Genomic DNA, 22,621 nt, shown 5'->3' with positions numbered 1-22,621 from the left:
AGGGAGAGGCCGGCCGGGCATCCGACCGAAGAACTCGTCGTGCGATGCATCCGAAGATCCGCTCATCCGGAAGCCGGGCCCCACGTGTGACCGGGGTCCCCCGAAGGGAGTTCCGATGACGAACTCGCGCAGCAGGAAGATCACCACCGCCACCGCCACCGTCAGCGCCACCGCCGGTGCCTGCGTCCTGGTCCTCGCCGTGGCCGTCCCCGCCTCCGCGGGCGGTACGGCGCAGGAGGACGGCAAGGCGACCGTGTCCGTCTTCCACGGCGTTCCGGGCCTCACCGTCGACGTGTATGCCAACGGGAACGAACTGCTCCCCGACTTCGAGCCCGGCACCCTGAGCGAACCCCGGCCCCTGAACCCGGGCACCTACGACATCGCGGTCTTCGCCGACGGTGAGGGCCCCGACGGCGACCCCGCCGTCCAGAAGAGCGTCGAGGTCCCGGCCGGGGCGAACGCCACGCTCGCGGCCCACCTCGACGCGCAGGGCGACCCCGCGCTCACCGCGTTCGTCAACGACACCTCCGAGGTCCCGGCCGGTCAGTCGCGGCTGACCGTCCGCCACGTGGCCGCGGCGCCCGCCGTGGACGTCCGCGCGGGCGGCGAGCCGGTCGTCGAGGGCCTGACCAACCCGAACGAGAAGTCGCTCGAGGTGCCCGCCGGCACGGTGAACGCCGACGTCGTCCTGGCCGGGACCGGCACCGTGGTCATCGGCCCCGCCGACCTCGACCTCGCCGAGGGCACCCACACGGTCGTCTACGCCTGGGGCAGCGCCGAGGACGAGAACCTCGCGCTGAAGACGCAGACGATCAGCGGCATGGACTCGGCACCGCGCGGTGTGGACGCCGGTGGGAGCGGCGCGATGGCCGCCGACAACGAGTCCGCCACCGCCTGGCTCGTCTGGGGCACCACGGGTGCCGTCGCGGTCGCCGGTCTGCTGGCCGCCCGCCGCCGGTACACCCGGAGCGACTGACGGCCATGCGCTCCTTCCCCAGGGGTGGGCGGCCCTCCGCGGCGGCCGTCGGGGCCGCCGCGGTCGTCGCCACCGTCCTGGCGGCACTGCTGGCCTGGTCGCTGCGGACGTCCGGAACCTCGGCGCCGTCGGCCTTCGGCGACCGGCCGCGGGCCCAGGAGCCCACGGCCGGACCCGCGTCCGGAACCCGCGACGGCGGACCGGCCGAGGCGGGGAACGCGTCCGGCTCCCCACCCGAGCCGACGGCGCTGCGCATCCCACGGGTCTCCCTGGACGCCCGGATCCAGGGCGTCGGCGTCAAGGACGACGGAACGGTGGAGATCCCCGACAGCGCGGGGCAGGCCGGCTGGTACCGCTACGGCCCCGCGCCGGGCGCCCCCGCCGGATCCGCCGTCCTCATCGGCCACGTGGACGACCACACCGGCGACCTGGGCGCTTTCGCCAAGCTGTACGGGGTCCGGGAGGGCGACGACGCCACCGTCGCCCGCGAGGACGCGCCCCCCGTGCGGTACAGGGTGACGGCCCGCGAGGTGGTCGACAAGGACAGGCTCCCCGAGGAGGTGTTCCGGCGCCACGGACGGCCGGTCCTGACCCTGGTCACCTGCGCGCCCCCGTACGACCGCGAACGCGGCGGCTACCAGCGGAACCTGCTGGTGTACGCCGTCCCGGCCCAGGAGCGCGACCAGGGGTGACCGGCGACGGTGCCGACGGTCAGGACCCCACCGACGAACTGGCTCCCGGCAGCCGATGGTGTCACTGTGGTCTGCTGCAAGTCACTGCGGTTGCTGTACTTCTGTGCTGCGCGCCGGGCCCGGGTGTGACCGTTCGTGGATGTCGAAGTGCCGGAGTGCTTCAGGCCTTCGGCTGGGTGAAGCGGATGCGGTTGCCGAAGGGGTCACGCAGACCGCAGTCGATCCCGTACGGACGCTCGGTGGGCTCCTCGGTGAACTCCACCCCCTTCTCGCGCAGCGTCTCGTAGGTCTTGCGGCAGTCGTCCGTGGTGAGGATGAGCCAGCCGCCCATGGCCCCCTTGGTCACCAGCTCGCGCACCTGCTCCGCCGTCTCCTCCGACATCGCCGGCGCACCCGGCTTCTCCAGAAGGATCTGTCGCTCGGGTTGACCCGGTACGCCGACGGTCAGCCAGCGCATGAAACCCATGTCGACGTCTGCGGTGATCTCCAGGCCGAGCTTGCCGACGTAGAAGTCGATGGCCTCGTTCTGGTCGAGGACGTATATCTGCGACTGCGTGATGGCGTTGAACATGACACTGACACTAGCGATCAGTCAGGACGAGAACTTATCCAAAACTGCTCGGCGAGCAAGACGTCCTGACGGTTAGTCAGGCATGCGGTCGGGTCCACGCCATCGTGAAGCACGTCGGCACGGCCACGGCAACCGCTTCCTTGCGGTACGTCCGGGGCGACCGGCCGACGATGTCGCGGAACGTTCGGCTGAAGGTGCCCGGGCTGGTGAAGCCGACCTCGAAACTGATGTCCGTCACGCTGCGGTCGGTCTCCCGCAGCAGGAACATCGCCCGTTCCACGCGGCGACGCTGCAGGTAGCGGTGCGGTGTCTCACCGAACGTGGCCCGGAAGGTACGCGTGAAGTGGGCCGGCGACACGTGTGCGACGCGGGCCAGGGCGGGGACGTCCAGTGGCTGCGCGTAGTCGCGGTCCATCACGTCACGCGCTCGGAGCATACGGCGATTGGTCTCTTCTGCAGCGCGGCTCACGGCACCATCTCATCACGGTCCACCCGGACGGGACCCAGGACGGCGGACCTTCCAGGGCCTCCCAGGCCACCACTCACCCCAGCTCCCGTCCCGTCTGCCCGGGTCGACGGCGGACGGGACGGGAGCTCCTCCGCGCCCGCCACACTCGGCCGGCACCCGCGAGCGGCGCCCCGCCCTCTCGGTGCCCGAGCGCCCCCGCCGGAGGCATGTCCTTCACCGCGGCCCCGGCTGCGCGGTACCCGCCTTGCCGCCCCGGCCCCATCTCGTCGTGGGCGCGCGTCGGCGCAGCGTGCGCGGAGCGGGCCGAAGGCAGGAGCCGTGGCCGGGCGGATTCGAACCTGCGACACCCGCTTCAGGAATTCGATCCGGGGCCTCTCAGGCTGCGGTCGTCGGCTGGTGGGACAGCCGGACAGAGACGCTGGTGTACGTCCCCGTCCGGCGTCGTTGATGTCAGATGTAGATGTCAGGAACCGTCTGAGTGGCTCTCCGGACCGGTCGTCATCACAGGCACCGGGACCGGGCGGGAACCATTGGCCAGGGACTCCGCGCCGGCCACGCCGACCAGTGACGCGGCCACGGCGGGCCGCACCGGTACCAGCGGTGGTTCTCCGCGTTCCATCGTGGCCCGGAAGGCGTGCAGGACCGCCACGGTGCCCTCGGCCCCGCGTGCCACGGGCTCCCCGGCGAGAACGAGCGGCTCAGGGGTGCGTTCCTCCTCGCGGGCGTGGCCCTCCGGGGTCGCCCAGCCCTCCGTTCTGACCCGGACCGACCAGGACCGTTCGCCGGCGGCCCGGACGGACTCGGCCAGCGCCCTGGTGCCGCGTACGGAGATCCAGCTCCAGTCGCTGTCGGGTTCGCCCTGGAGGAAGCCGTGCCGGGTGAGGGCCAGTGCCCCGGTGGACAGCCGTACCGCCATGACGACCGCGGCGCGTGGATTCGCCTCGTCCACCGAGAACGCCGACACCTCCACCGGCCAGGCGTCCGTGAGGGCCAGCACCGGGGAGAGGGTGTGCGTGCAGTACGCCGTGGGAGCGATGCGCCCACGCCAGTGCGCCGGATCACCGATCAGGCCCGTGACCTCGGCCGGGGACATGCCGTGCAGGTAGTCCGCCTCGATCAGGCTGATCCGGCCCAGCTCCCCGGCCTCGATCGCCTGCCGGATGAGACGGACGTGCGGATGGGCCACGTAGTTCTCGGCGAAGGAGTAGGTCGCGGACGACCTGTCCGCCGCCGCGATGAGCCGCTCACCTTCCGCGGCGTCCACGCACGCCGCCGACTCGGACAGCACATGCACCCCACGGTCCAGGAACGTGATGGCCAACGGCGCGTGCTCATCGAAGTCGTTGGCCAGGACGACCCCGTCAAGACGGTGCTCCAGCAGTTCCTGCCACCGTTCCACCAGCACCGCGCCGGATAATTGAGCCCGTGCCACGGTACGGCGTTCGGGATCGCGGTCGCACGCCGCCACGACCTCCAAACCCACCTTGCGGCACCACTCCGCCAGATGAAGCCCCATCCTGAGCCCTACCACTCCTACCCGCATACAGACATCCTCGTCCGGACTCCCCTTCCTTCACAGCTGGTTTCCCACCGTGAAAACGCAACAGCCGGAGGCACTGACCGAGGCGCACGTCCCGGACACGACGAAGGGTCAGCCTGGGAGCAAACCCCTCCTGAACTGGTCCTTTGCTCTGTGCCCCCCGGCGGGATTCGAACGGCAGCGACACGGGCCATCCGGTCTCAACGGGCGGGTCGCTCGTAGCCCGACCCGGGTGCCGGCCGGCCTGGAGCGGGGCGGAGAGAGACATCCGATGCGGTTGATCAGTCAAGCCGGGTTGGGGAAGGCGGTCTGCTCGTCGTAGGGGATGCGGTGGGTGAGGCAGTGGTGAAGGCAGCCCAGTAGCCGGTTGAAGAGGTTGCGCTGGGCTGCGACGTGCCGCTCGTCGGCTGCGCGGCGGCGGTCGTAGTGGGCGTGTGCTCCGGAGCATGCGGTGAGGGCGGCGAAGGCCCAGAGGTAGCCGGCTGAGGCGAGGCGCTGGTTCTTGATGTGTCTGGCCAGGACGGTGGTCTTGCGTCCGGAGGGATCGGGTGATGGGGGCGGATCCGGCGTAGGCCTTGAGGGCACGGGCGGTGGGGAAGCGGGTGAGCTGGGCGGCCTGGGTGGGGATGGGGGCCGCGGCGAGCAGGGCGCGGGTGACGGGGGAGGCGAGGCCTTCGCGGTAGTGCGTGAAGACGGGGAGGAGGCCGGGGAAGTGCTGGCGCAGGTGGGAGCGCAGCCGGGCGCCGGCCTGGACGCGGTCCCAGACGGCGTCCTGCTGGGCTCGGGCCAGCACGGTGATGGCCTGCGCGAGATGGCTGTCCGCGGGCAGGGGCCGGTGTTCGGCCGGGTCGGTGCGCAGGAGGTGGACCAGGACCTTGGCGTCGAGGTGGTCGGACTTCTTGTGGCTGAGGGCGCAGCGGTCGCGGTAGCGGGAAGGCCTCCGTCACCGTCCGCACGCACTTCATCCCCGGCGAGGACGCCGTGGCGCTCACCGACCGGGCCAAGTCCCAGCGCGAGGCCGTGGCCACCGTGCACCAGCTGGAGATTGTGCAGCCCGTCGACCACCTCGCCGACCTCGCGGCCGTCGTATGCGACGAGAAGCCGCTGCGCACCACCGAGGTCCTGCACCGCCTCAAGAAGCGCAACCACGCCGTCTACGAGCACGGCGGCCGGCTGAAAGTGTTTTTGGCGGAGTACGGAGAGGAGCCGGGCACCTCTGGAAACGGCCTCACTGCCTCACTTGATCGCTCTTTCGCTGGTCAGCGTCAGTGAACGCTTCTCATCCCGAGCGCCAGGCGATCTCGATGACGGGAAGGGCGGCGACCGTGCGACCGATGCGGTTGGTGCTGCACCGAACCTCGCGGAGGAGCCGCCATTGCTCGAGGCGAGCGAAGGCGCGTTCGCCTGGTGCTCACAGCCGGGCGTGGCCCCGGTTGTACTGCTGGTGGTGCTCGGGAAGCTCGTGGTGGCGGTAGTAGAGGGTGCGGACGGTGACGCCGGCACCCTGACAAGCGCGGTCGGCCAGGACGAGGAGCTGGCGGGACGGACAGGCTTGGATCACCCCGTGTGCGCGGGCTGCGGTCAGGTCGTGCGTGCGGCCGGGCGGCGCTCGAGAGAACCACAGGGGTGTTCCGTCCGGGGCAGCCACGACCCGCACGTTCATCCCGTGACGGCGACGCCGAACCCCGCAGCGACCTGGGCCGGGGTCTCGTTCTTGCGCAGGTGCACCAGGACCAGCAGGGCCTGCCGGAAGCAGCCCAGCCTGCGCCAGCGGGAGTTCAGCTCACACCTTCGGGCGTAGATGAGCCAGGAAACGTGCTCAACGACCTCGTGCGGGACGTCGAGCATGGCACGATACGGGACCGACAGGGCTCCTGTGGCGAGACGTTGGCGAGTGAGATCACCAGCCGCAACAACCAGGAGTCCTGCCGCGTCACGGTCCCTGGCCATCAGCCGCCGTCACCCGCAAACCACACGATGACAAGCGTTCAGTGAGGTGATCCAGTGGGGCAGCGAGTGGAAAGTCACTGCCCCACTGGCGGGTCACTGAGCCTCGGTGAGCTCCTCCGCACTCCGCTCCAGAGCGCGCTCGACGCTCTCCCGGCGCACCACGGGATAGCCGTCGGGGCCTTCAAGTGCCCCCGTAAACGGCCTCTCTGACGCTCACCGCAAGCTCACTCACCGCCAGGCAGCGGGCCCGGCCTCGCAGCCCCCGGCAGTTTGTAACGATCAGGTGAATACCACCAGATCGAGGCAACCACACAGCAGCTCCACAAGTCACACACTCGCAATTCACAACGCAAGCCCCAGGGGGGACCATGAGCCAGCAGTACCCGCCCCAGCCCCAGCAGCCCGGCTACGGCGAGCCCCAGCAGCCCGGCAGCAACGGCCTGGCCACCACCGCACTCGTCCTCGGCATCATCGCCGTCGTAGTCAGCTTCATCCCTGTCCTCAACGTTGTCGTCTGGCCGCTCGCCATCCTTGGCGTCATCTTCGGCGCCATCGGCCTCTCCAAGGCGGGCAAGGTCCGCAAGGGCAAGGGCGCCGGCATCACCGGCCTCGTCACGTCGGCCGTAGCGATCATGATGTTCTTCGCCATGAACGCCCTGTTCTTCTCCGCCGTCGACAAGGCCAGCGAGGAGCTGGACAAGTCGTACGACTCCACCACCGTCGGCGACGGTAAGTCCAAGACCGGCGGCGCCAAGGAGTCCGAGGTCATGAAGGACTTCGAAGTCACTAAGTGCGACGTGGTCACCGGCGACTTCGGCATCAAGGAGATGGCCATCCACGTCGACTACGCCAACAACGGCGACCGTCGATACTCGTACTTCGTTGAGGGCGAGGTCCTGGCCGACGGCAAGAAGGTCAACGACTTCATGTCAACCGCCGAGAACCTCGCCCCGGGCCAGGAGTTCACCGACAAGAACGCTGGGGCGCTGGTGAACGCGGACGAGATCAAGGACGCCGAGAAGCTCGAGTGCAAGACCATCAAAGCGTCCCGAACTGACTTCTGATCGCTGATGTCGCGCAACGCTGACCACCACCCCCAGGCCTCGCCGCGCACCCCGCAGCGGCGGGGCGCGCTGCATCATGGAGACCATGGAGTCGCAGCGCGGCACGGGCGCCGGCCGGGCTGGAGCGGGACGAAGGCAGGAGCGTAGGCCCGGCCGGGGGCCGGGCCGCGCGCGGTGAGCGGAGCGAGCCGCCTTCAGCCAGTGGAGAAAGTTGTAACTCGGTCTGCGCGGTAGGGCTTGGTGCCATGATCCGCGAGAGTGAGGATGAGGCGCCTCCGGACTAGGGCACGTCCGACAGGTGACGAACGGCGCGGTCGGGCGCACCCTTCGCCCGACCGGCCGTTGACGGTGGCGCGCTTCAGCCGGTCTTCGCCGACTCGTCGAAGAACCTGACGATCCGGGGCAGGGCTTGCCGCACCGATTCGTTGTGGTCGTATTCGCCGACGTCGGTCAGCCGATGTGCGGCGCCGTTCCTCGTCAACTGGTCGGCACAGTAGGCCGCGTGACTGATGTCGACGTCCTTGTCGCCCCGGCCGTGGAAAATCTCCACCGGTACGTTCGGCCGCCAGTCGCACGTGTTGTCCATCGGACGCAGTTTGTCCTTCAGGACACCGTCGGGCTTGCGGATCCTGTTCAGGAAGTCCTCGGTGAACAGGTCCTTGGAAGCCGCCGGGAGTTCGCTGACGATCTGCCCGGCGGTGTGATGGCCGTCGAAGAGATCCTCCACCTTGCTGTCGTAGGGGGAGCGGAAGACGTCGCCGGGTGACGTGTAGAGGCCGTACATCTTGTTCCAGGCGGTGACGAAGTAGGCGAGGTAGATGCCGGATTTGGCGATCTTGTCGTCGGCCGCGGCGGCCTCGAAGGCCGAGAGGTTGTAGGGGCCGCTGACCGGGGCGAGTGCCCCCAGCCTGAAGTGGCGGTCGGCGCCCTCCTGCTGAAGCGCCCGGCCTACCAGCATGGTCGCGGGGCCGCCCTGCGAGAACCCGCTGACCTGGACCTTCCGCTTCAGCTCCCGGCCGTTGCGGTGGGCGAGGGTCCGGGCTGCGCGCAGGCCGTCCACCGAGGCCGCGACGGTGGCCCGAGGGTCACCGTAGGGGTGGAAACCTTCGCCCGAGCCGAGGCCCACGTAGTCGGGTGCCGAAACGGCCCGCCCGGTGGAGGCGAACAGCAGGGCGACGAGCCGGTCGTTCGACTTCGGATTCTCCGAGGCGACGTCCTTGCGGTAGACGGTGGTGCCGTGCAGCCAGGAGACGGTGGACAGGTGGCGCGCCCCGTTCTTGGGCAGGACGACGGGCTGGCTCGCGGTCGTGGGGGCGCCTGCGCTGTCAGTGGTGCGGTAGGTGACCCGGTAGGCGGTCACGCCGTAGCGGACCTGGGAGGAATCGATCTTTCCACGGAGCTCCCCGGCCACTTCCTCCGCTGTGAGGTCGGCCGCTTGCTCGACGGAAACGACGGCCCCGCCTTGTGCCCGCTCGCTGTGGGAGCCGCCCGCCGCCGAGGCCGGAGCCACCGGGGCGGACACACCGCCGAGGACCGCCGCGCCAGCCAGAATTCGGATGCTTGTTCGTCGTAAAGTCATGGGTGGATCATGTCCGCCGGCCGCTCCGCTGGGACATGGAGCGACCCCCCGAGCTGCAAAGGGGAAACCCCCTCGGGGCCCGTAGGGGATACCGGATGGTGCGGGGGAGTGGACCGTACAGTTCGGCAGCGGATGGGTCGGGCCGCGGGCGAGGGCCACCAGGGCTTCGTCCGGGACGTCGAGGGGTGGTGCTGTGTCACGCGACCCGTTGGACACGCGCTGAGGGATGGGGCTCCAGACCTGGTAGCGCGTAGTGGCACGCGTGTGGCACGACCCCGGACACGACGAAGGGCCAGCCTGGGAGGAAACCCCTCCTGAGCTGGCCCTTTTCTCCGTGCCCCCGGCAGGATTCGAACCTGCGACACCCGCTTTAGGAGGTCGATCCGTGGCCCTCCCTGCCGCCACTGATCACTGGCACGGCGGCCGGACAGGGGTGCTGGGGTGCGACTCCGTCCGGCATCGTTGATGTCAGCCGTGGATGTCAGCGACCTCTTGGGCCCGTAGCCCCAGCCGGATCGATCAGCAAAGGTCATACCCGGCCGCTACGGCCGAAAGTTTGTCGGCGCAAGCGTTGGGCTGTCATGTGTCACCTGGTAGCACGCGGTGCTACCTTGGTTGATATGAGCATTCAGCCCGAAATCACCCAACGGGATCTACGCAGCCGGTCCCGAGAGATCATGGATGCCATACAAGGCGGTCAGTCGTTCACCGTCACCCGCGACGGACATCCGATCGGCCAGCTCGTCCCACTGCGTCGACGCCGCCGGTTCGTCTCCCGCCAGGAGTTCGCCGCGATGTCCAGGAGCGCCCCCGGCATCGACCTCGACAGGTTCCGCGCCGATCAGGACGCCACGGCCGACACCTACCCGGACGACCCCTATGACCGCTGACCGCTCGACGCATCAGCAGGGCCTCCTCGACACCAACATCATGATTCTGCGCCGCTGGGTGGCACCCGAGGAGCTACCGGACGAAATGGCGATCACCGCCATCACCCTGGCCGAGTTGTCCGCCGGCCCGCACGAGGTCCGCCGTAACGACGAACAGAGCAGCTATGACGAACACGCCGAACGCGCCCGCAGGCTTGACGTCCTGCAACGCGCTGAGAACGAGTTCGACCCCATCCCCTTCGATGCCGAAGCGGCCCGCATCTACGGCCGTATCTGTGCCGCAGTGATCAGCGCCGGCCGCAAGCCACGCCGCCGGGTGGCCGACCTGATGATCGCTGCCATCGCCGTGGCTGAGAACCTTCCCCTCTTCACCACCAACCCCGACGACTTCAGAGGGCTGGATGACCTCCTCACCGTCGTGCCGGTCACCCGCCCGAGGGTGCCTCACGAAGGCTGACGGCAGGGCACTGGTGCGGTGGGAGCACACCGGGGCACGGATGTGATCACGCAGCAGGGCCGGTTCGAGAGATCAAGCCCTTCGAACCGGCCCTGTGCCGTGTGCCCCCGGCAGGATTCGAACCTGCGACACCCGCTTTAGGAGAGCGGTGCTCTATCCCCTGAGCTACGAAGGCAAGCCGGGCCGCGTGCGCAGCCCCGTGGGCCGTGAGGACCACATGCGTCAGGGTACCGGATCGACGATCGTGGGGGTGGGGGTCGTCAGGCGGCGGGCGGGCGTCGGTTCTTCGGGGCGGTGGGCGCGGCGGGCCTGCGGTGGTCGGCGAGTGGTGTCGTTTCCTCCGTGGCGCCCGCGTTCTTCGTGACGCCTGCGTTCTTCGTGGCCCCCGCGTTCTTCGTGACCCCCGCGTCCTCCGTGGTGCCCGTGCCTCCGTGGCACTCGTGCCCTCCGTCCTCGTTCCGTATCCGTTTCCTCCGTCCCGTCGTCCGTCCTCCTCCGCCACCGTCTCAGTCCTGCGCGCTCCGGGGCTCCCGTGTCACCCGTATCCGGTAGGTGTGTCCGTCCTCGTCCGCCGCCACCACCGTCACCCGGACCCCCGCCTGCCGGTCCACGAAGCTCTCGCCCGGGACGAACGTCGCGTCCGACAGTTCCGCGTGGACGTTCGGGCTGCGGGTGCAACCGCCGCTGTCGCGGCGGGAGTCGTGGACGGTGATCGGGCCCATGCCCGTGTCCACGTCCGCGTCGACCTTGTAGACCAGCACCCCCGGGCGGCACACCACCTCGTCGTTGCCCGCGCGGGTGCGCAGCTCGACGGCGTAGCCGGAACGGTCGTCCAGCGGGACGAAGACGAGCTTCGGGCCGCCCGCCTCCGCCAGCGGCGTCAGGGTGTACTCCTTCGTCCCCCCGTCCGCCGCGCAGCCGACCTGGTCCGCGTCCAGCCAGCCCAGTTTCCACTTGTGCCAGCCGAGGAAGTCGTTGTTGGCGCCCCAGTCCTCGCTCATGATGTCCCAGTGGCCGACCGCGCCGCCGCCCCCGGCCGTGTAGAGGTCGGGCAGGCCGAAGACGTGGCCGTTCTCGTGCGGCAGGACGCGGTAGCCGTTGCGGTGGTAGGAACCGGAGCCGTCGTCCTGGCGGGAGTAGACGAAGGACGCGTTGGCCACCGGGATGCCGTCCGCGCTCGGGGCCTCGGTGTTGCCGGCGAAGGTGACGGACAGGACCGTGTCGAGGGCGGGCGGGCCGGCGTTGGGGGTGACCAGCACGTTCAGCAGGTCGTACGCCTGGAAGTCCACCTCGGGGTCGGCCGCCTCCACGATGTCGCGGACCAGTTCGCGGTAGCCGGGGTCGAAGGGGGCGCCGCGCTCTATTCCGTAGGCGTGGAAGGGGCGGGGCATGCGCAGCCAGTCGGGGACGGGGATCTCGGGGCGGTAGTCGAGGCGGCCGTAGGAGCTGACGCGGAACCACTCGCGGGTCTGCGGGAAGAACTCCCCGTAGCGGTCCAGGGCGTCGCCCTCGCCGGGTGCGTCGGGGAAGTCGATCATCAGGGTCAGGGCGCGGACGGTGCCGGTGGAACGGGAGTACCCGGGGGGTGTGGGGATGCCCTCGGAGAGCTGGACCTCGCGGCTGCTGCTGATCATGCAGGGGCCGTGCGTGGAGAAGTGGGCCGGCGGGACCGGTCCGGCGCCGGCGGCGGAGGGGCCGGGGGAGAGGCGGCTGTTGCCGGCCGAGCTGGTGACGGCGAGCGTCAGGACGGTCACGGAGGTCAGGGCGGCCAGGCGGCGCGGGGATATCCGGGATATTCGGCGCCGGTTCGGATGCGGCTGCATGGGGGAACCTCCGCTCCGCACGGCAGCCGCCGGTCTCCGGCTGCACCCTTGCGATCACCCTGCGTCACCGGCCGGGTGGACGCTCGCTGAGGGGGCCGATCGTGGGGTGAGCGCGGGAAAGGGGGATCAGGTGGGCCGGACGGGGGTACTCATGACGGATTTCTGTGACGCGCATCACGCGGGAAGCCCCCGGTGCGGGAAATAAGCGGGGACCGTCTCCCCGTTTGAACCTGTGTCCGCGCGAAACGGGGATTCCTTCCCCGGATCGTCGCGGGGCACCACCGACACACAGCAGCAACCGAGGAGTGCACCGTGCAGACCGCCGACCCCGCACCGCGCAGGACGCCCCGGCCCCGCGCCGACGCCCTGCGCAACCGGGAGCGGATCGTCACCGCCGCCCGGGAGATGTTCGTCGAGTTCGGTCCCGAGGTGCCGTTCGACGAGATCGCCCGCCGGGCCGGCGTGGGCAACGCCACGGTGTACCGCAACTTCCCCGACCGCGACGCGCTGGTGCGCGAGGTCGTCTGCTCCGTGATGGACCGTACGGCGCGGGCGGCCGAGCTGGCGCTCGCCGAGACCGGGGACGCCTTCGAGGCGCTGGAGCGTTTCACGCACGCCGCCGCCGACGAACGGGTCAGCGCGCTGTGCCCGATGGTCTCCAGCACCTTCGACCAGCACCACCCCGACCTGGAGGACGCGCGCCGGCGTGTCGAGAGTCTCGTCGCGCGGCTCATGGACCGGGCCAAGGCGGCCGGTCAGCTCCGCACCGACGTGGAGTACGGCGACCTGATGATGGGCGTCGCCCAGCTGAGCCGGCCCCCGGCCGGCACCGGCTGCACGAGCGCCGACCGCTTCGTCCACCGCCATCTGCAGCTGTTCCTGGACGGGATGCGGGCTCCGGCCCGGACCGTCCTGCCGGGCGCGGCCGTGACCATGGAGGGTCTGCGCAGCTGAACCACGGCGATCCCTGACCGACGGCCGCCCGTCCGGATGACGGGCGGCCGCGCCGGCGGCCGTCCCCGAGGACGCGCCGCTCCTCGACGACACCTTTTTCCCGTCACACCGTCCTGATTTCCGTCACGAAGTCCCGAAGTGGGTACCCCCATGTCTGAAACAGCCTCAGCGGCTTCAGGAAAGACACTCGGCGCTCCCGGTTCGCCCGGTCCGTCCGGCGTTCCCGACGCCCACCGCTGGAAAGCGCTCGTGTTCATCGCGATCGCCCAGCTGATGGTCGTCCTGGACGCCACCATCGTGAACATCGCCCTGCCCTCGGCCCAGCAGGACCTCGGCATCTCGGACGGCAACCGCCAGTGGGTCGTCACCGCCTACGCCCTCGCCTTCGGCGGACTGCTGCTGTTCGGCGGGCGGCTGGCCGACCTGTGGGGCCGCAAGCGGGCCTTCGTGCTCGGTCTGGGCGGTTTCGCCGCGGCCTCCGCACTCGGCGGCGCGGCCACCGACGAGATCACGATGTTCGGCGCCCGTGCGCTGCAGGGCGTGTTCGGCGCGCTGCTCGCGCCCGCCGCGCTCTCCCTGCTCGCGGTGACGTTCACCGACGGCAGGGAGCGGGCCAAGGCGTTCGGCATCTACGGCGCGATCGCCGGCGGCGGTGGCGCCGTCGGCCTGATACTCGGCGGTTTCCTCACCGAGTACCTGGACTGGCGCTGGACGTTCTTCGTGAACATCCCGTTCGCCCTCGTCGCCGCGGCCGGCGCGTACTTCGTCATCCGGGAGCCGGCCGGCGGCCGCAACCGCTCGCCGCTGGACGTCCCCGGCGTGCTGCTGTCCACCCTGGGCCTGGTCGCGCTCGTCTACGGCTTCACCCGCGCCGAGTCCGACGGCTGGAGCGACTCCGTGACCGTCGGCGTGTTCGTCGCCTCCGCCCTGCTGCTCGCCGCCTTCGTACTGGTCGAGTCCCGGGTCAGGGCACCGCTGCTGCCGCTGCGCGTGGTCACCGAGCGCAACCGCGGCGGGGTCTACCTCTCGCTCGGCCTGGCGATCATCGCGATGTTCGGACTGTTCCTCTTCCTGACCTACTACCTGCAGGTCGTGAAGGGCTACACGCCGGTCAGGACCGGCTTCGCCTTCCTGCCGATGGTCGCGGGCATGATCACGGGCTCCACCCAGATCGGCGCCCGCCTGATGACCCGGGTCGCGCCCCGGCTGCTGATGGGCCCCGGCTTCCTGGTCGCGGCCGTCGGCATGCTGCTGCTGACCCGGATGGAGATCGGTTCCTCGTACCCGGCCCTGCTGCTGCCGGCGATGCTGCTGCTCGGTCTCGGCATGGGGACGGCGTTCATGCCGGCCATGTCCCTGGCCACCCAGGGTGTCGAGCCCCGGGACTCCGGAGTCGCCTCCGCGATGGTCAACACCTCGCAGCAGGTGGGCGGCGCGATCGGCACGGCCCTGCTGAACACGATCGCGGCCTCGGCCACCACGGCCTACGTCGCCGACCGCATCGGTGGCGCCACGAGCCGGTCCCAGCAGCGGCTGATCCAGCTCCAGGGGCAGGTGGAGGGCTACACCAGCGCGATCTGGTTCGCCGTCGGGATCCTGGTCGTGGCCGCGGCCATCGCCCTGGTCCTCGTCGACGCCGGCCGGCCGGCCGCTCCCGCGGCCGCCTCGTCCTCGGACGGGGCCGACCGGGGGGAGGCGGTGGTACCGGTGATCGCCCACTGAGCTGATCGAGCCGCATGGGTCCGGTGGGTCCGGTGGGTCCGGTGAGCTCATCGGGTCCACGGACGGTCCGGGGGTCGGGTCGGGTCGGCCGCCGGCCGCCGGCCGCTGACGGTTCCGGTGCGGGGCGCGGGCCGTACGCGGCCACGGTGCGGGTCGCGGGCCGAGCGCGGTCCCGGTCCGTGCGTGCCCCGTACCGCCCCTTCGGGCCGTACCCCTTCGGTTCCCCCGGGTTCCCCCGGTTCCTCCGGGTTTCCTCGGTTCCCTTCCGTTTCCCTCGGGGCCCTTCCGGGTCGGCCGTACCGGCGGGCGAGGTGGGGACGCCCGTCCGCACGGTCCCCGGACCTGTCCCGGTGCCGGCGCGTCAGCGGAGCCAGGGCAGGTCCGCGCCCGCTTCGCCCGGCTCGAGTCCCTCGGCGACGATCTGCATGATCTCGCCGAGGGACTTCTGCTGCTCGGGGGTCAGCCGGTCGAAGACCGCCTGGCGCACGGCCTCCACGTGACCGGGCGCATGGAGGCGCAGCATCTCGTAGCCCTCGTCCGTCAGCACCGCGAACTGGCCCCGCTTGTCGGAGGGGCAGTCCTCCCGGCGCACCCAGCCGTTCTTCTCCAGGCGGGCCACGGCGTGCGAGAGGCGGGAGCGGGTGATCTTCGCCAGCTTCGCCAGCTCCGTCATCCGCAGCCGCCGGCGCGGGGACTCGGCGAGCTTGACCAGCAGGCCGTAGTAGACGTGCGGCATCCCCGCGTCACGCTGGAGCTGGCGGTCGAGGTGGTCTTCCAGGAGGGTGGTCGCCTCGATGTACGAGCGCCAGACGCGCTGCTCCTCTTCGGTGAGCCAGCGGGGTGCGTCGGCGTGTGCCGATCCGGGTGCCGTCTTCATGTACTCCACTCTACGTCCACTCTTTTTGAATCTTAAACAAATAAGGCGTAGGGTCGACGGTGAAAGTTGATAGTTCAAGCAACTGGAAGACCGGAAGGTCCGTACCCCCGGAGGGAGTCGCCGTCATGACCGCAGCCACTCAGGAGCGCATGCCCGCGCTCTACCTCAGCCACGGTGCCCCGCCCCTGGCCGACGACCCGGTCTGGCCCGGTGAGCTGGCCGCCTGGTCCGCGGGGCTGCCCCGCCCGAAGGCGATCCTCGTCGTCTCCGCCCACTGGGAGGAGGCGCCGCTCGCCCTCGGTGCCACCGAGACGGTCCCCCTCGTCTACGACTTCTGGGGCTTCCCCGAGCACTACTACCGGGTGACCTACGGCGCTCCCGGGGCCCCCGCGCTCGCCGACTCGGTGCGCAAACTGCTGCGCGCGCCCGGCATGCCCGTGCAGGACGTCCCCGACCGGGGCCTGGACCACGGCGCCTACGTCCCGCTGGTCGAGATGTTCCCCGAGGCCGACATCCCGGTGCTCCAGGTGTCCATGCCGACCCTGGACCCGGTGAAGCTGATGGAGATCGGGCGCAGGCTCGCGCCGCTGCGCGACGAGGGCGTGCTGATCATCGGCTCCGGGTTCTTCACCCACAACCTGGCCGCGCTGCGGCAGGGCGGCATCCCGGCCTGGTCGGCGGAGTTCGACGACTGGGGCCGACGGGCGCTGGACTCCGGCGACGTGGACGGGCTGCTCGACTTCCTCCGCAAGTCCCCGGCCGGTCAGCTCGCCCACCCGCGCACCGAGCACTTCGCGCCGCTCTTCGTCACGATGGGCGCCGCGGACGCCGTCGGCGAGCTCGGGGAACAGAAGTCCGTGATCGACGGGTTCTGGATGGGGCTGGCGAAGCGGTCGGTGCAGTTCGGCTGAGGGGCACCGGGCGGCACCGGACGGCACCCACCGGGCCGCACCGGACGGCACCCACCGGGCCGCACCGGGCGGCACCGGACCGCACCGGGCGGGGCCGTGCCGCACGAGTCGTGCGGGGCAGCCCGTGCCGGGCGCGGCCCGGGCGGCCGGCGCCCCGCCCCGTGTCGGGCCGTGTCCCGCCGGCGGCCGACGGGCCGGCCGCCCAGGCAACCATCGGGGGGCGCGGGCCGTCTACAGGGTGGGGAGAGCCGTCGGGGGTGGTACTCCTCCCGAGTGAACACGGTGCCGTATGTGTGAGTGCGGTCTCACGTGCGGAGGGGGAGACGCGGAGCGGTGAGGGCCTCCTGAGGCCCCTCCGTTCCCGTTCTGACCTGGGCCTCCGCGCACTCCGGCGCGGCCTCGCCCCCAGTGCGGGCGGACAGGGTACTGCATGATCAGAAAAATTGACGGCCGGGTTGGGAATTCTGTCCGGATTCCAGTCGTTGTTTCCCATGGATGCAGGGCACCCGAGCACAGTCCGGAAGGGCTTGACGGACGTGCCGAGCGTCCGCAGGACCACCCGCTGACCTCACATCGCAAGGGAGCACGCATGGCAACCCGTGCCGTCGCCCGTCGTCAGTCCACCGCAGGTGAGACGGTCGACTCGGCAGGCAGTGTCCGCGCCCACAGCGGCGAGATCGCCGATCGCGACCTGGTCGGCATGTACCTCGACGAGATCGCGCGCACACCGCTGCTCGACGCCGCCAAGGAGGTCGAGCTGTCCCAGATCATCGAAGCGGGTGTGTTCGCGCGGCAGATCCTTGACGGTTACGAGGCGAACAAGGTCGGAGCCACCCCCGAGGAGCTCCAGGCCCTGGTCGACGAGGCTGAGCGGGCCAAGGACGTGTTCATCCGCTCCAACCTCCGCCTGGTCGTCGCCGTGGCGCGCCGCTACCCCCGCAGCGGCCTGCCCCTCCTCGACCTGATCCAGGAGGGCAACGCCGGCCTGGTGCGCGCGGTCGAGAAGTTCGACTACCGCAAGGGCTTCAAGTTCTCGACGTACGCGACCTGGTGGATCCGTCAGGCCATCACCCGGTCCATAGCCGACCAGTCGCGCACCATCCGCCTGCCCGTCCACCTCGTGGAGGAGCTCGGCCGGATCCGGCGCGTGCAGCGCGAGTTCAACCGCGAGCACGGCCGCGACCCGGAGCCCGCCGAGGTCGCCGCCGAACTCGGTTCCACGCCGGAGCGCGTCACCGACGTGCTCGACTGGGCCCGTGACCCGGTCTCGCTGAACATGTCGGTGGACGACGAGGGCGAGACCCAGTTCGGCGACCTCCTGGAGGACACCTCCGCGGTGTCGCCGGAGCAGTCGGTGCTGACGCTGCTGCGCAGCGAGGAGCTGGACGACCTGATCGGCCGCCTCGACCAGCGCACGGCCTCCATCATCAAGATGCGCTACGGCATCGAGGACGGCCGGGAGCGCACGCTGACCGAGGTGGGCAAGGAGCACGGCCTGACCCGCGAGCGCATCCGCCAGATCGAGAAGCACGCGCTGCTGGAGCTGAAGAAGCTGGCCCGCGACACCGGGTTCGACGCGGCGGCGTGAGACCGGCGCGCGGACCGCGGGGCGCGGACGGCGCACTCACGCGGGCCGCGGGGGCGGAGCGGCACCGCTCGCCGACGAGGGAGCGGTGGGCCGCATTCCCGCCCCCGGCCGCGTACGCCGGGTGGCGAAAGACCGCGCAAAACATGGCCGTTCCGCGTCGCTTCAACCCACCGGGCCCAGGGAACAAGAACTCCGAGCCCAGATGTCCGGGCCCCGGAGCCCCGCTCCCGGCCCGCCTGAGCCGCACCACACCCCGAACCACGTCCCGACGCACCACCCCCCCGGCGCCGGGACTTCCCAGAGCCGGGTTCGGCGCCCTCCCCCCGGGCGCCGGACCCGGCCTCCTTCGTGTCCGGGCGGATGCGCTCCGCGGGCGGGAACGGGCCGACGCGGGGCGCGCGAACCGACGCGGTGGGCGCGAGCCGGCGTGGGGCGGTCACGGCCGAAGCGGGGTGGGCGGGAACCGACGCGCGGACGGGCGAGAACCGATGCACGGACAGGCGGGAACCGACGCGCGGACGGGCGAGAACCGGTGCGTGGGCGGGCGGGCACCGACGCGCGGGCGGGCGCGAACCGCCGTGTGAACGGGCAGGAACCGACCCGGGTGGGCACGTGTCAACGCGGCCGGGAGCGGGGCGGGGTGTTCGGAGGGGATGGGCCACCCCGGACCTGAACCCCGGGGTGGCCCACCAGATGGCAGATTGTGCCACAGAGGCATAGCCTGCCGGGCGTGAGCAGCACCACCCCGACGCCTCCTCCCCCGCATTCCGCGGCCGGTACCGCCGCGTCGCTGACCGAGCGGCGCAAGGCCGAGACCCGTATGGAGATCGCCCGGGCGGCGGCCGGCCTCTTCGTCCGGCAGGGCCTGCGGGCCACCCGGGCCGAGGACGTCGCCCGGGCGGCCGGTGTCGCGCCGCGCACCTTCTACCGGTACTTCGCCGGCAAGGAGGAGGCCGTCGGCCCCCTCTACGAGGCCGGCGCCCGGCGCTGGGTGGAGGCGGTGCGCACCGCTCCCGCGGAGGTTCCCCTGCCGCGGGCCCTGGAGGAGGCGGTGCGCCACACGCTGACGCCCGGCCGCGGGGTGTCGGCGGACTCCTGGCGGTGGGTGCGCGCCCTGATCCGGCTGGCCGGGGAGGCCCCCTCCCTGCGCGGGGTGTGGGCCGAGGTGTGCCAGGAGTCGGAGCGGATCCTGGCGGAGGTGCTGACGGAGCGGGCGCGGGCCGGACGCGTGCCGGACGGGCGGGCGGGGGACGGCGGGACGGCCGCGGGGGAGGCGGCGGGCAGCCGGCTCCCGGACGGCTCCGACAACGTTGCCGTCCCCGTCCGGGCGCGCTTCGCCGCCGCCGTCGCCGGTTCCGCCGTGCGCGTCGCCCTGGAGGCCTGGGCGGCGGGCGACGGCCCGGCCGAGGGCCCGCGGGGACCGGCGGCACTGGCGCTGGCCCACCTCGCGGCGCTGCGGGACTTCCCCTGGGAGGAGCCGGCGGCGGACGTGTGACACGACCGGCGGACGTGTGACACGACCGGCGGGCCGTGGTGCCTCACCGCCCCGCCGGCGGCGCCGCCTTGCTCAGCCGCTCGCCCAGCTTCCTCACCTCCTCGACGAGTTCCGCGGGCTCCCGCACGGTGAAGTCGTAGCCGACCACCGCCAGCCACATCGCCGTCCAGTCCTTGGCGTCGCTCACCGTCGCGCGCAGCAGGCAGCTGTGCCCGTCCAGCGGCTCGGGACGGCCCAGCCACCCCGGCAGCCGGGCCGCGACGGCCTCGGCCGGCGCGGCGAAGGCGACGACGAGTTCGTACGACTCCTGCGACCGCTGCATGGACTGCCGCAGGTACTCCGCCGCGCTTCCGGCCGGCAGCTCCCTCGGGGCGAACCGCGCCCCGGTCGCGAACGGCTCGCTCACCCGGTCCACGCGGAACGTGCGCCAGTCCGCGCGGTCGAGGTCGTAGGCCACGAGGTACCAGCGCTGCCCGGTCGACACCAGCCGGTACGGCTCCGTCAGGCGCCGGGAGGTGGTGCCGTCGGCCGCGCGGTAGGCGAACCGCAGCCGCTCGCGCCCCGCCACCGTGGAGGCCATGGCGGTCAGTGTCCCGGGGGCGATGTTCGGCCCGTCGCCGCTGGTCAGCGGGGTGGTCGCGGCCTGGAGCGTGCTGACGCGGTGGCGCAGCCGCGCGGGCAGCACCTGCTCCAGTTTGGCCAGCGCCCGCACGGACGCCTCGTCCACGCCCTTCAGCGCGTGCCCGGCGCCGGCCCGCAGCCCGACCGCGATGGCCACCGCCTCCTCGTCGTCGAGCACCAGCGGCGGCAGCGCCTTGCCGGCGACCAGCCGGTAGCCGCCGTCCGTGCCGTAGGTCGCCTGCACGGGGTAGCCGAGCCCCCGCAGGCGGTCGATGTCCCGCCGGATGGTGCGCCGGGAGACCCCGAGCCGCTCGGCGAGCTCCCCGCCGGGCCATTCGCGGGGCGTCTGGAGGAGGGAGAGGAGCGTCAGGAGCCGGCCGGGGGTGTCCGTCGTCATGGGTCCGAGGATGCCGCGGAAGGAGGACAGGTTCCGTCCTCCATCGGCCACGGCTTCGGGACACGACCCCCGCCGAGAAGGGAACGGACACAAACGGACGTCCACTCATGCCCGGCTCTCTTGATGACCGTTTACTTTTCGGACATTCGGACGTACCCTTCGAGCGAAACCACACGTTCGGACATGGGCGGAGGTGAGCGGGCATGTACGCACCGGAGCGCCAGCAGGAGATCCTGCGGCTCGCCCGGGACGGCGGCCGGGTGGACGTGATCTCGCTGGCCGAGCAGTTCCAGGTGACGGCCGAGACGATCCGCCGGGACCTGAAGGCCCTCGACCGCGCGGGCCTGGTCCGGCGGGTGCACGGCGGCGCCATCCCCGCCGGGCGCCTCGACTTCGAGCCGGACCTCGCCGAGCGCGAGACGACCGCGGCCGACGAGAAGGACCGCATCGCCAAGGCCGCCCTCGCCGAGGTCCCCGCCGACGGCACGGTGATCGTCGACGCCGGGTCCACGGTGGCACGGCTGGCCGGCACGCTCCCGAGGGAGCTCTCCCTCACCGTCGTCACCCACAGCCTGCCCATCGCGGCCCGCCTCGCCGACCACCCCGGCATCCAGCTGCACCTCGTCGGGGGCCGCGTGCGGCACCGCACGCGCGCCGCCGTCGACGCCTGGGCGCTGCGCGCGTACGGCGAGATCCGCGCGGACGTGCTGTTCGTGGCCGCCAATGGTTTCTCCGCCGAGCAGGGCCTGACCACCCCCGACCTCGCCGAGGCCGCGGTGAAGCGGGCGGCGATGGCCGCCGCCCGCCGCGTGGTGCTGCTCGCCGACTCCTCCAAGCACGGCCAGGAGCACTTCGCCCGCTTCGGCGGCCTGGGCGACGTGGACCTGCTGATCACCGACAGCGGGCTGAGCCCGGAAGACGCCCTCGCGATCGAACGCGGCGGCACGGAAGTGGTACGCGCATGATCCTCACCGTCACCCCCAACCCCTCCCTGGACCGCACCTACGAGGTCCCCTCGCTGGACCGCGGCGAGGTCGTCCGGGCCACCGGCGAGCGCGTGGACCCGGGGGGCAAGGGGGTCAACGTCTCGCGCGCCGTCACGGCGGCGGGCCGGCGCACGGTGGCCGTACTGCCCCTGGGCGGTGCGCCGGGCGCCCTGGTCGCCGAGCTCCTCGACGCGCAGGGCATCGAGGTGGCGCCGGTCCCGATCGCCGGGGCCACCCGCTCCAACATCGCGCTCGCCGAGGCGGACGGCGTCCTGACGAAGATCAACGCGCCCGGCCCGCACCTGACGGCGGCCGAACAGGAACTCCTCCTGGAGACGGTGCGGGACCAGGCGCGGGGCGCGGACTGGATCGCCTGCTGCGGCAGCCTGCCGCGCGGACTCGCGCCCTCCTGGTACGCCGAGCTGGTCGCCCGGGTCCACGCCACCGGCGTGCGCGTCGCCCTGGACACCTCCGGACCCGCGCTGCTCGCGGCCCTGCGGGAGCGGCCCGACGTGGTGAAGCCGAACGCCGCGGAACTCGCCGGCGCCGTGGGGCGTCCGCTGAGCACCGTGGGCGACGCGGTGAAGGCCGCCGAGGAACTGCGCGCCCTGGGCGCGGTGACCGTGCTCGCCAGCCTGGGCGCCGACGGGCAGCTGCTCGTGGACGAGGACGGCGCCTGGTTCGGCACCGCGCGGGTGGCCGCGGTCCGCAGCAACGTGGGCGCCGGCGACTCCTCGCTGGCCGGCTTCCTGGTCGCCGGCGGCCGTGGACCGGAGGCGCTCGCCTCCGCGGTCGCGCACGGCGCGGCGGCCGTCCAGCTGCCCGGCAGCCTGATGCCGGCACCGGGCGACCTGGACCCGGCCGCGGTGACCGTCACGGCGGACGTCCCGGTGGACCGCGTACTGAAGGAGCCGGTGTCGTGAACCCCCGCACGCCCCCCGTCCGGCCGGTCCGTGTCCGCCCCCCGCACACCGCCGCCGCCGCGGCGCGGCAGCCCGGCGGACGGGCGCTCCCCGGCCCCGTCCTCCCCCACTTCTCCACCGCCCCCCACCGCACCCC

Annotated in this window: 20 protein-coding genes, 1 tRNA gene and 2 pseudogenes; 13 read left to right on the top strand and 10 right to left on the bottom strand. The window is 71.8% G+C overall.

Annotated elements, in window-relative coordinates; genetic code table 11:
* Positions 1–115: 115 nt before the first annotated feature.
* Both ACZ56B_RS03195 and ACZ56B_RS03190 read left to right on the top strand, forming a co-directional pair.
* Positions 116–976: a DUF4397 domain-containing protein gene (locus ACZ56B_RS03195; protein WP_468785662.1), complete on the top strand. Its 861-nt coding sequence runs from the start codon at positions 116–118 to the stop codon at positions 974–976.
* A gap of 5 nt (positions 977–981) precedes the next feature.
* Positions 982–1,668 (top strand): class F sortase, encoded by a 687-nt coding sequence (locus ACZ56B_RS03190; protein WP_468785660.1) that lies wholly within the window; start codon positions 982–984, stop codon positions 1,666–1,668.
* 160 nt (positions 1,669–1,828) lie between these two features.
* Here the strand turns inward: ACZ56B_RS03190 and ACZ56B_RS03185 are convergent, their stop codons facing one another.
* The 4 genes and pseudogenes from ACZ56B_RS03185 to ACZ56B_RS03170 form a co-directional block, all read right to left on the bottom strand.
* Positions 1,829–2,239 (bottom strand): VOC family protein, encoded by a 411-nt coding sequence (locus ACZ56B_RS03185; protein ID WP_468785658.1) that lies wholly within the window; start codon positions 2,237–2,239, stop codon positions 1,829–1,831.
* 76 nt (positions 2,240–2,315) lie between these two features.
* Complete coding sequence (locus ACZ56B_RS03180) at positions 2,316–2,708, bottom strand: helix-turn-helix domain-containing protein (protein ID WP_468785656.1); 393 nt, start codon at positions 2,706–2,708, stop codon at positions 2,316–2,318.
* Between the two features lie 463 nt (positions 2,709–3,171).
* On the bottom strand, positions 3,172–4,251 hold the full coding sequence (locus ACZ56B_RS03175) for a Gfo/Idh/MocA family protein (protein WP_468785654.1): 1,080 nt from the start codon (positions 4,249–4,251) through the stop codon (positions 3,172–3,174).
* A gap of 282 nt (positions 4,252–4,533) precedes the next feature.
* Positions 4,534–5,182, bottom strand: a pseudogene (locus tag ACZ56B_RS03170) (IS110 family transposase); the annotation flags it as partial.
* A 47-nt stretch (positions 5,183–5,229) separates the two neighbouring features.
* On the opposite strand from ACZ56B_RS03170, the gene ACZ56B_RS03165 reads away from it, so the two are divergent.
* Positions 5,230–5,520: a hypothetical protein gene (locus ACZ56B_RS03165; protein WP_468785653.1), complete on the top strand. Its 291-nt coding sequence runs from the start codon at positions 5,230–5,232 to the stop codon at positions 5,518–5,520.
* Between the two features lie 7 nt (positions 5,521–5,527).
* Here ACZ56B_RS03165 and ACZ56B_RS03160 read toward each other — a convergent pair.
* A pseudogene (locus ACZ56B_RS03160) lies at positions 5,528–6,096 on the bottom strand (transposase family protein).
* A gap of 470 nt (positions 6,097–6,566) precedes the next feature.
* Between ACZ56B_RS03160 and ACZ56B_RS03155 the strand changes: the two are divergent.
* Entirely contained in the window at positions 6,567–7,262 is a 696-nt protein-coding gene (locus ACZ56B_RS03155) for a DUF4190 domain-containing protein (protein WP_468785651.1), read from the top strand.
* 358 nt (positions 7,263–7,620) lie between these two features.
* On the opposite strand, the gene ACZ56B_RS03150 is transcribed toward ACZ56B_RS03155, so the two are convergent.
* Entirely contained in the window at positions 7,621–8,841 is a 1,221-nt protein-coding gene (locus ACZ56B_RS03150; RefSeq protein ID WP_468785649.1) for a lipase family protein, read from the bottom strand.
* A gap of 620 nt (positions 8,842–9,461) precedes the next feature.
* Here ACZ56B_RS03150 and ACZ56B_RS03145 point away from each other — a divergent pair.
* The gene (locus ACZ56B_RS03145) at positions 9,462–9,731 is read left to right on the top strand and encodes a type II toxin-antitoxin system Phd/YefM family antitoxin (protein WP_364042667.1); all 270 of its coding nucleotides are present in this window, start codon (positions 9,462–9,464) and stop codon (positions 9,729–9,731) included.
* A complete protein-coding gene (locus tag ACZ56B_RS03140) occupies positions 9,721–10,188 on the top strand; it encodes a PIN domain-containing protein (RefSeq protein WP_468785646.1) in 468 nt (155 codons plus the stop codon). Before ACZ56B_RS03145 ends, ACZ56B_RS03140 begins: the two co-directional genes overlap by 11 nt.
* A 102-nt stretch (positions 10,189–10,290) precedes the next feature.
* Here ACZ56B_RS03140 and ACZ56B_RS03135 read toward each other — a convergent pair.
* Together ACZ56B_RS03135 and ACZ56B_RS03130 are read right to left on the bottom strand one after the other, a co-directional pair.
* Positions 10,291–10,363, bottom strand: a tRNA-Arg gene (locus ACZ56B_RS03135).
* A gap of 331 nt (positions 10,364–10,694) precedes the next feature.
* Positions 10,695–12,011 carry a M6 family metalloprotease domain-containing protein gene (locus ACZ56B_RS03130; protein WP_468785644.1) on the bottom strand — a complete coding sequence of 439 codons (1,317 nt, stop codon included), beginning with the start codon at positions 12,009–12,011 and terminating at the stop codon, positions 10,695–10,697.
* Between the two features lie 312 nt (positions 12,012–12,323).
* Here ACZ56B_RS03130 and ACZ56B_RS03125 point away from each other — a divergent pair, with 312 nt between their 5' ends.
* Together ACZ56B_RS03125 and ACZ56B_RS03120 are read left to right on the top strand one after the other, a co-directional pair.
* Positions 12,324–12,965, top strand: a complete 642-nt coding sequence (locus ACZ56B_RS03125; RefSeq protein ID WP_468785642.1) for a TetR/AcrR family transcriptional regulator — start codon at positions 12,324–12,326, stop codon at positions 12,963–12,965.
* Between the two features lie 150 nt (positions 12,966–13,115).
* Positions 13,116–14,687: an MFS transporter gene (locus ACZ56B_RS03120; RefSeq protein WP_468785640.1), complete on the top strand. Its 1,572-nt coding sequence runs from the start codon at positions 13,116–13,118 to the stop codon at positions 14,685–14,687.
* 361 nt (positions 14,688–15,048) lie between these two features.
* On the opposite strand, the gene ACZ56B_RS03115 is transcribed toward ACZ56B_RS03120, so the two are convergent.
* Positions 15,049–15,564, bottom strand: coding sequence for a MarR family winged helix-turn-helix transcriptional regulator (locus ACZ56B_RS03115; RefSeq protein WP_468785638.1), 516 nt, complete (start codon positions 15,562–15,564; stop codon positions 15,049–15,051).
* A 125-nt stretch (positions 15,565–15,689) separates the two neighbouring features.
* On the opposite strand from ACZ56B_RS03115, the gene ACZ56B_RS03110 reads away from it, so the two are divergent.
* The 3 genes from ACZ56B_RS03110 to ACZ56B_RS03100 all read left to right on the top strand — a co-directional run bounded on the left by ACZ56B_RS03110 (position 15,690) and on the right by ACZ56B_RS03100 (position 19,558).
* Positions 15,690–16,475 carry a dioxygenase family protein gene (locus tag ACZ56B_RS03110; RefSeq protein ID WP_468785636.1) on the top strand — a complete coding sequence of 262 codons (786 nt, stop codon included), beginning with the start codon at positions 15,690–15,692 and terminating at the stop codon, positions 16,473–16,475.
* 589 nt (positions 16,476–17,064) lie between these two features.
* A complete protein-coding gene (locus tag ACZ56B_RS03105) occupies positions 17,065–18,063 on the top strand; it encodes a sigma-70 family RNA polymerase sigma factor (protein WP_468785634.1) in 999 nt (332 codons plus the stop codon).
* Between the two features lie 730 nt (positions 18,064–18,793).
* Positions 18,794–19,558, top strand: coding sequence for a TetR/AcrR family transcriptional regulator (locus ACZ56B_RS03100; RefSeq protein ID WP_468785632.1), 765 nt, complete (start codon positions 18,794–18,796; stop codon positions 19,556–19,558).
* A 43-nt stretch (positions 19,559–19,601) separates the two neighbouring features.
* Here the strand turns inward: ACZ56B_RS03100 and ACZ56B_RS03095 are convergent, their stop codons facing one another.
* Positions 19,602–20,576, bottom strand: coding sequence for a helix-turn-helix transcriptional regulator (locus ACZ56B_RS03095; RefSeq protein WP_468785630.1), 975 nt, complete (start codon positions 20,574–20,576; stop codon positions 19,602–19,604).
* A 203-nt stretch (positions 20,577–20,779) separates the two neighbouring features.
* On the opposite strand from ACZ56B_RS03095, the gene ACZ56B_RS03090 reads away from it, so the two are divergent.
* Both ACZ56B_RS03090 and pfkB read left to right on the top strand, forming a co-directional pair.
* Positions 20,780–21,541, top strand: a complete 762-nt coding sequence (locus tag ACZ56B_RS03090) for a DeoR/GlpR family DNA-binding transcription regulator (RefSeq protein WP_468785628.1) — start codon at positions 20,780–20,782, stop codon at positions 21,539–21,541.
* Positions 21,538–22,485, top strand: coding sequence for a 1-phosphofructokinase (gene pfkB, locus ACZ56B_RS03085; RefSeq protein ID WP_468785626.1), 948 nt, complete (start codon positions 21,538–21,540; stop codon positions 22,483–22,485). Before ACZ56B_RS03090 ends, pfkB begins: the two co-directional genes overlap by 4 nt.
* The last annotated feature ends 136 nt before the right edge of the window (positions 22,486–22,621 follow it).

The sequence above is a fragment of the Streptomyces sp. NPDC034670 genome (assembly GCF_055574875.1).
The sequence above is the reverse complement of the archived record's forward strand: the minus strand, read 5'-3'. Positions and strand labels throughout refer to the sequence as shown.

Coding starts and splice junctions, on each gene's coding strand:
- ACZ56B_RS03195 (WP_468785662.1), top strand. CDS start 116: ATGACGAACTCGCGCAGCAGGAAGATCACCACCGCCACCGCCACCGTC.
- ACZ56B_RS03190 (WP_468785660.1), top strand. CDS start 982: ATGCGCTCCTTCCCCAGGGGTGGGCGGCCCTCCGCGGCGGCCGTCGGG.
- ACZ56B_RS03185 (WP_468785658.1), bottom strand. CDS start 2,239: ATGTTCAACGCCATCACGCAGTCGCAGATATACGTCCTCGACCAGAAC.
- ACZ56B_RS03175 (WP_468785654.1), bottom strand. CDS start 4,251: ATGCGGGTAGGAGTGGTAGGGCTCAGGATGGGGCTTCATCTGGCGGAG.
- ACZ56B_RS03155 (WP_468785651.1), top strand. CDS start 6,567: ATGAGCCAGCAGTACCCGCCCCAGCCCCAGCAGCCCGGCTACGGCGAG.
- ACZ56B_RS03150 (WP_468785649.1), bottom strand. CDS start 8,841: ATGACTTTACGACGAACAAGCATCCGAATTCTGGCTGGCGCGGCGGTC.
- ACZ56B_RS03145 (WP_364042667.1), top strand. CDS start 9,462: ATGAGCATTCAGCCCGAAATCACCCAACGGGATCTACGCAGCCGGTCC.
- ACZ56B_RS03140 (WP_468785646.1), top strand. CDS start 9,721: ATGACCGCTGACCGCTCGACGCATCAGCAGGGCCTCCTCGACACCAAC.
- ACZ56B_RS03130 (WP_468785644.1), bottom strand. CDS start 12,011: ATGCAGCCGCATCCGAACCGGCGCCGAATATCCCGGATATCCCCGCGC.
- ACZ56B_RS03120 (WP_468785640.1), top strand. CDS start 13,116: ATGTCTGAAACAGCCTCAGCGGCTTCAGGAAAGACACTCGGCGCTCCC.
- ACZ56B_RS03115 (WP_468785638.1), bottom strand. CDS start 15,564: ATGAAGACGGCACCCGGATCGGCACACGCCGACGCACCCCGCTGGCTC.
- ACZ56B_RS03110 (WP_468785636.1), top strand. CDS start 15,690: ATGACCGCAGCCACTCAGGAGCGCATGCCCGCGCTCTACCTCAGCCAC.
- ACZ56B_RS03105 (WP_468785634.1), top strand. CDS start 17,065: ATGGCAACCCGTGCCGTCGCCCGTCGTCAGTCCACCGCAGGTGAGACG.
- ACZ56B_RS03095 (WP_468785630.1), bottom strand. CDS start 20,576: ATGACGACGGACACCCCCGGCCGGCTCCTGACGCTCCTCTCCCTCCTC.
- ACZ56B_RS03090 (WP_468785628.1), top strand. CDS start 20,780: ATGTACGCACCGGAGCGCCAGCAGGAGATCCTGCGGCTCGCCCGGGAC.
- pfkB (WP_468785626.1), top strand. CDS start 21,538: ATGATCCTCACCGTCACCCCCAACCCCTCCCTGGACCGCACCTACGAG.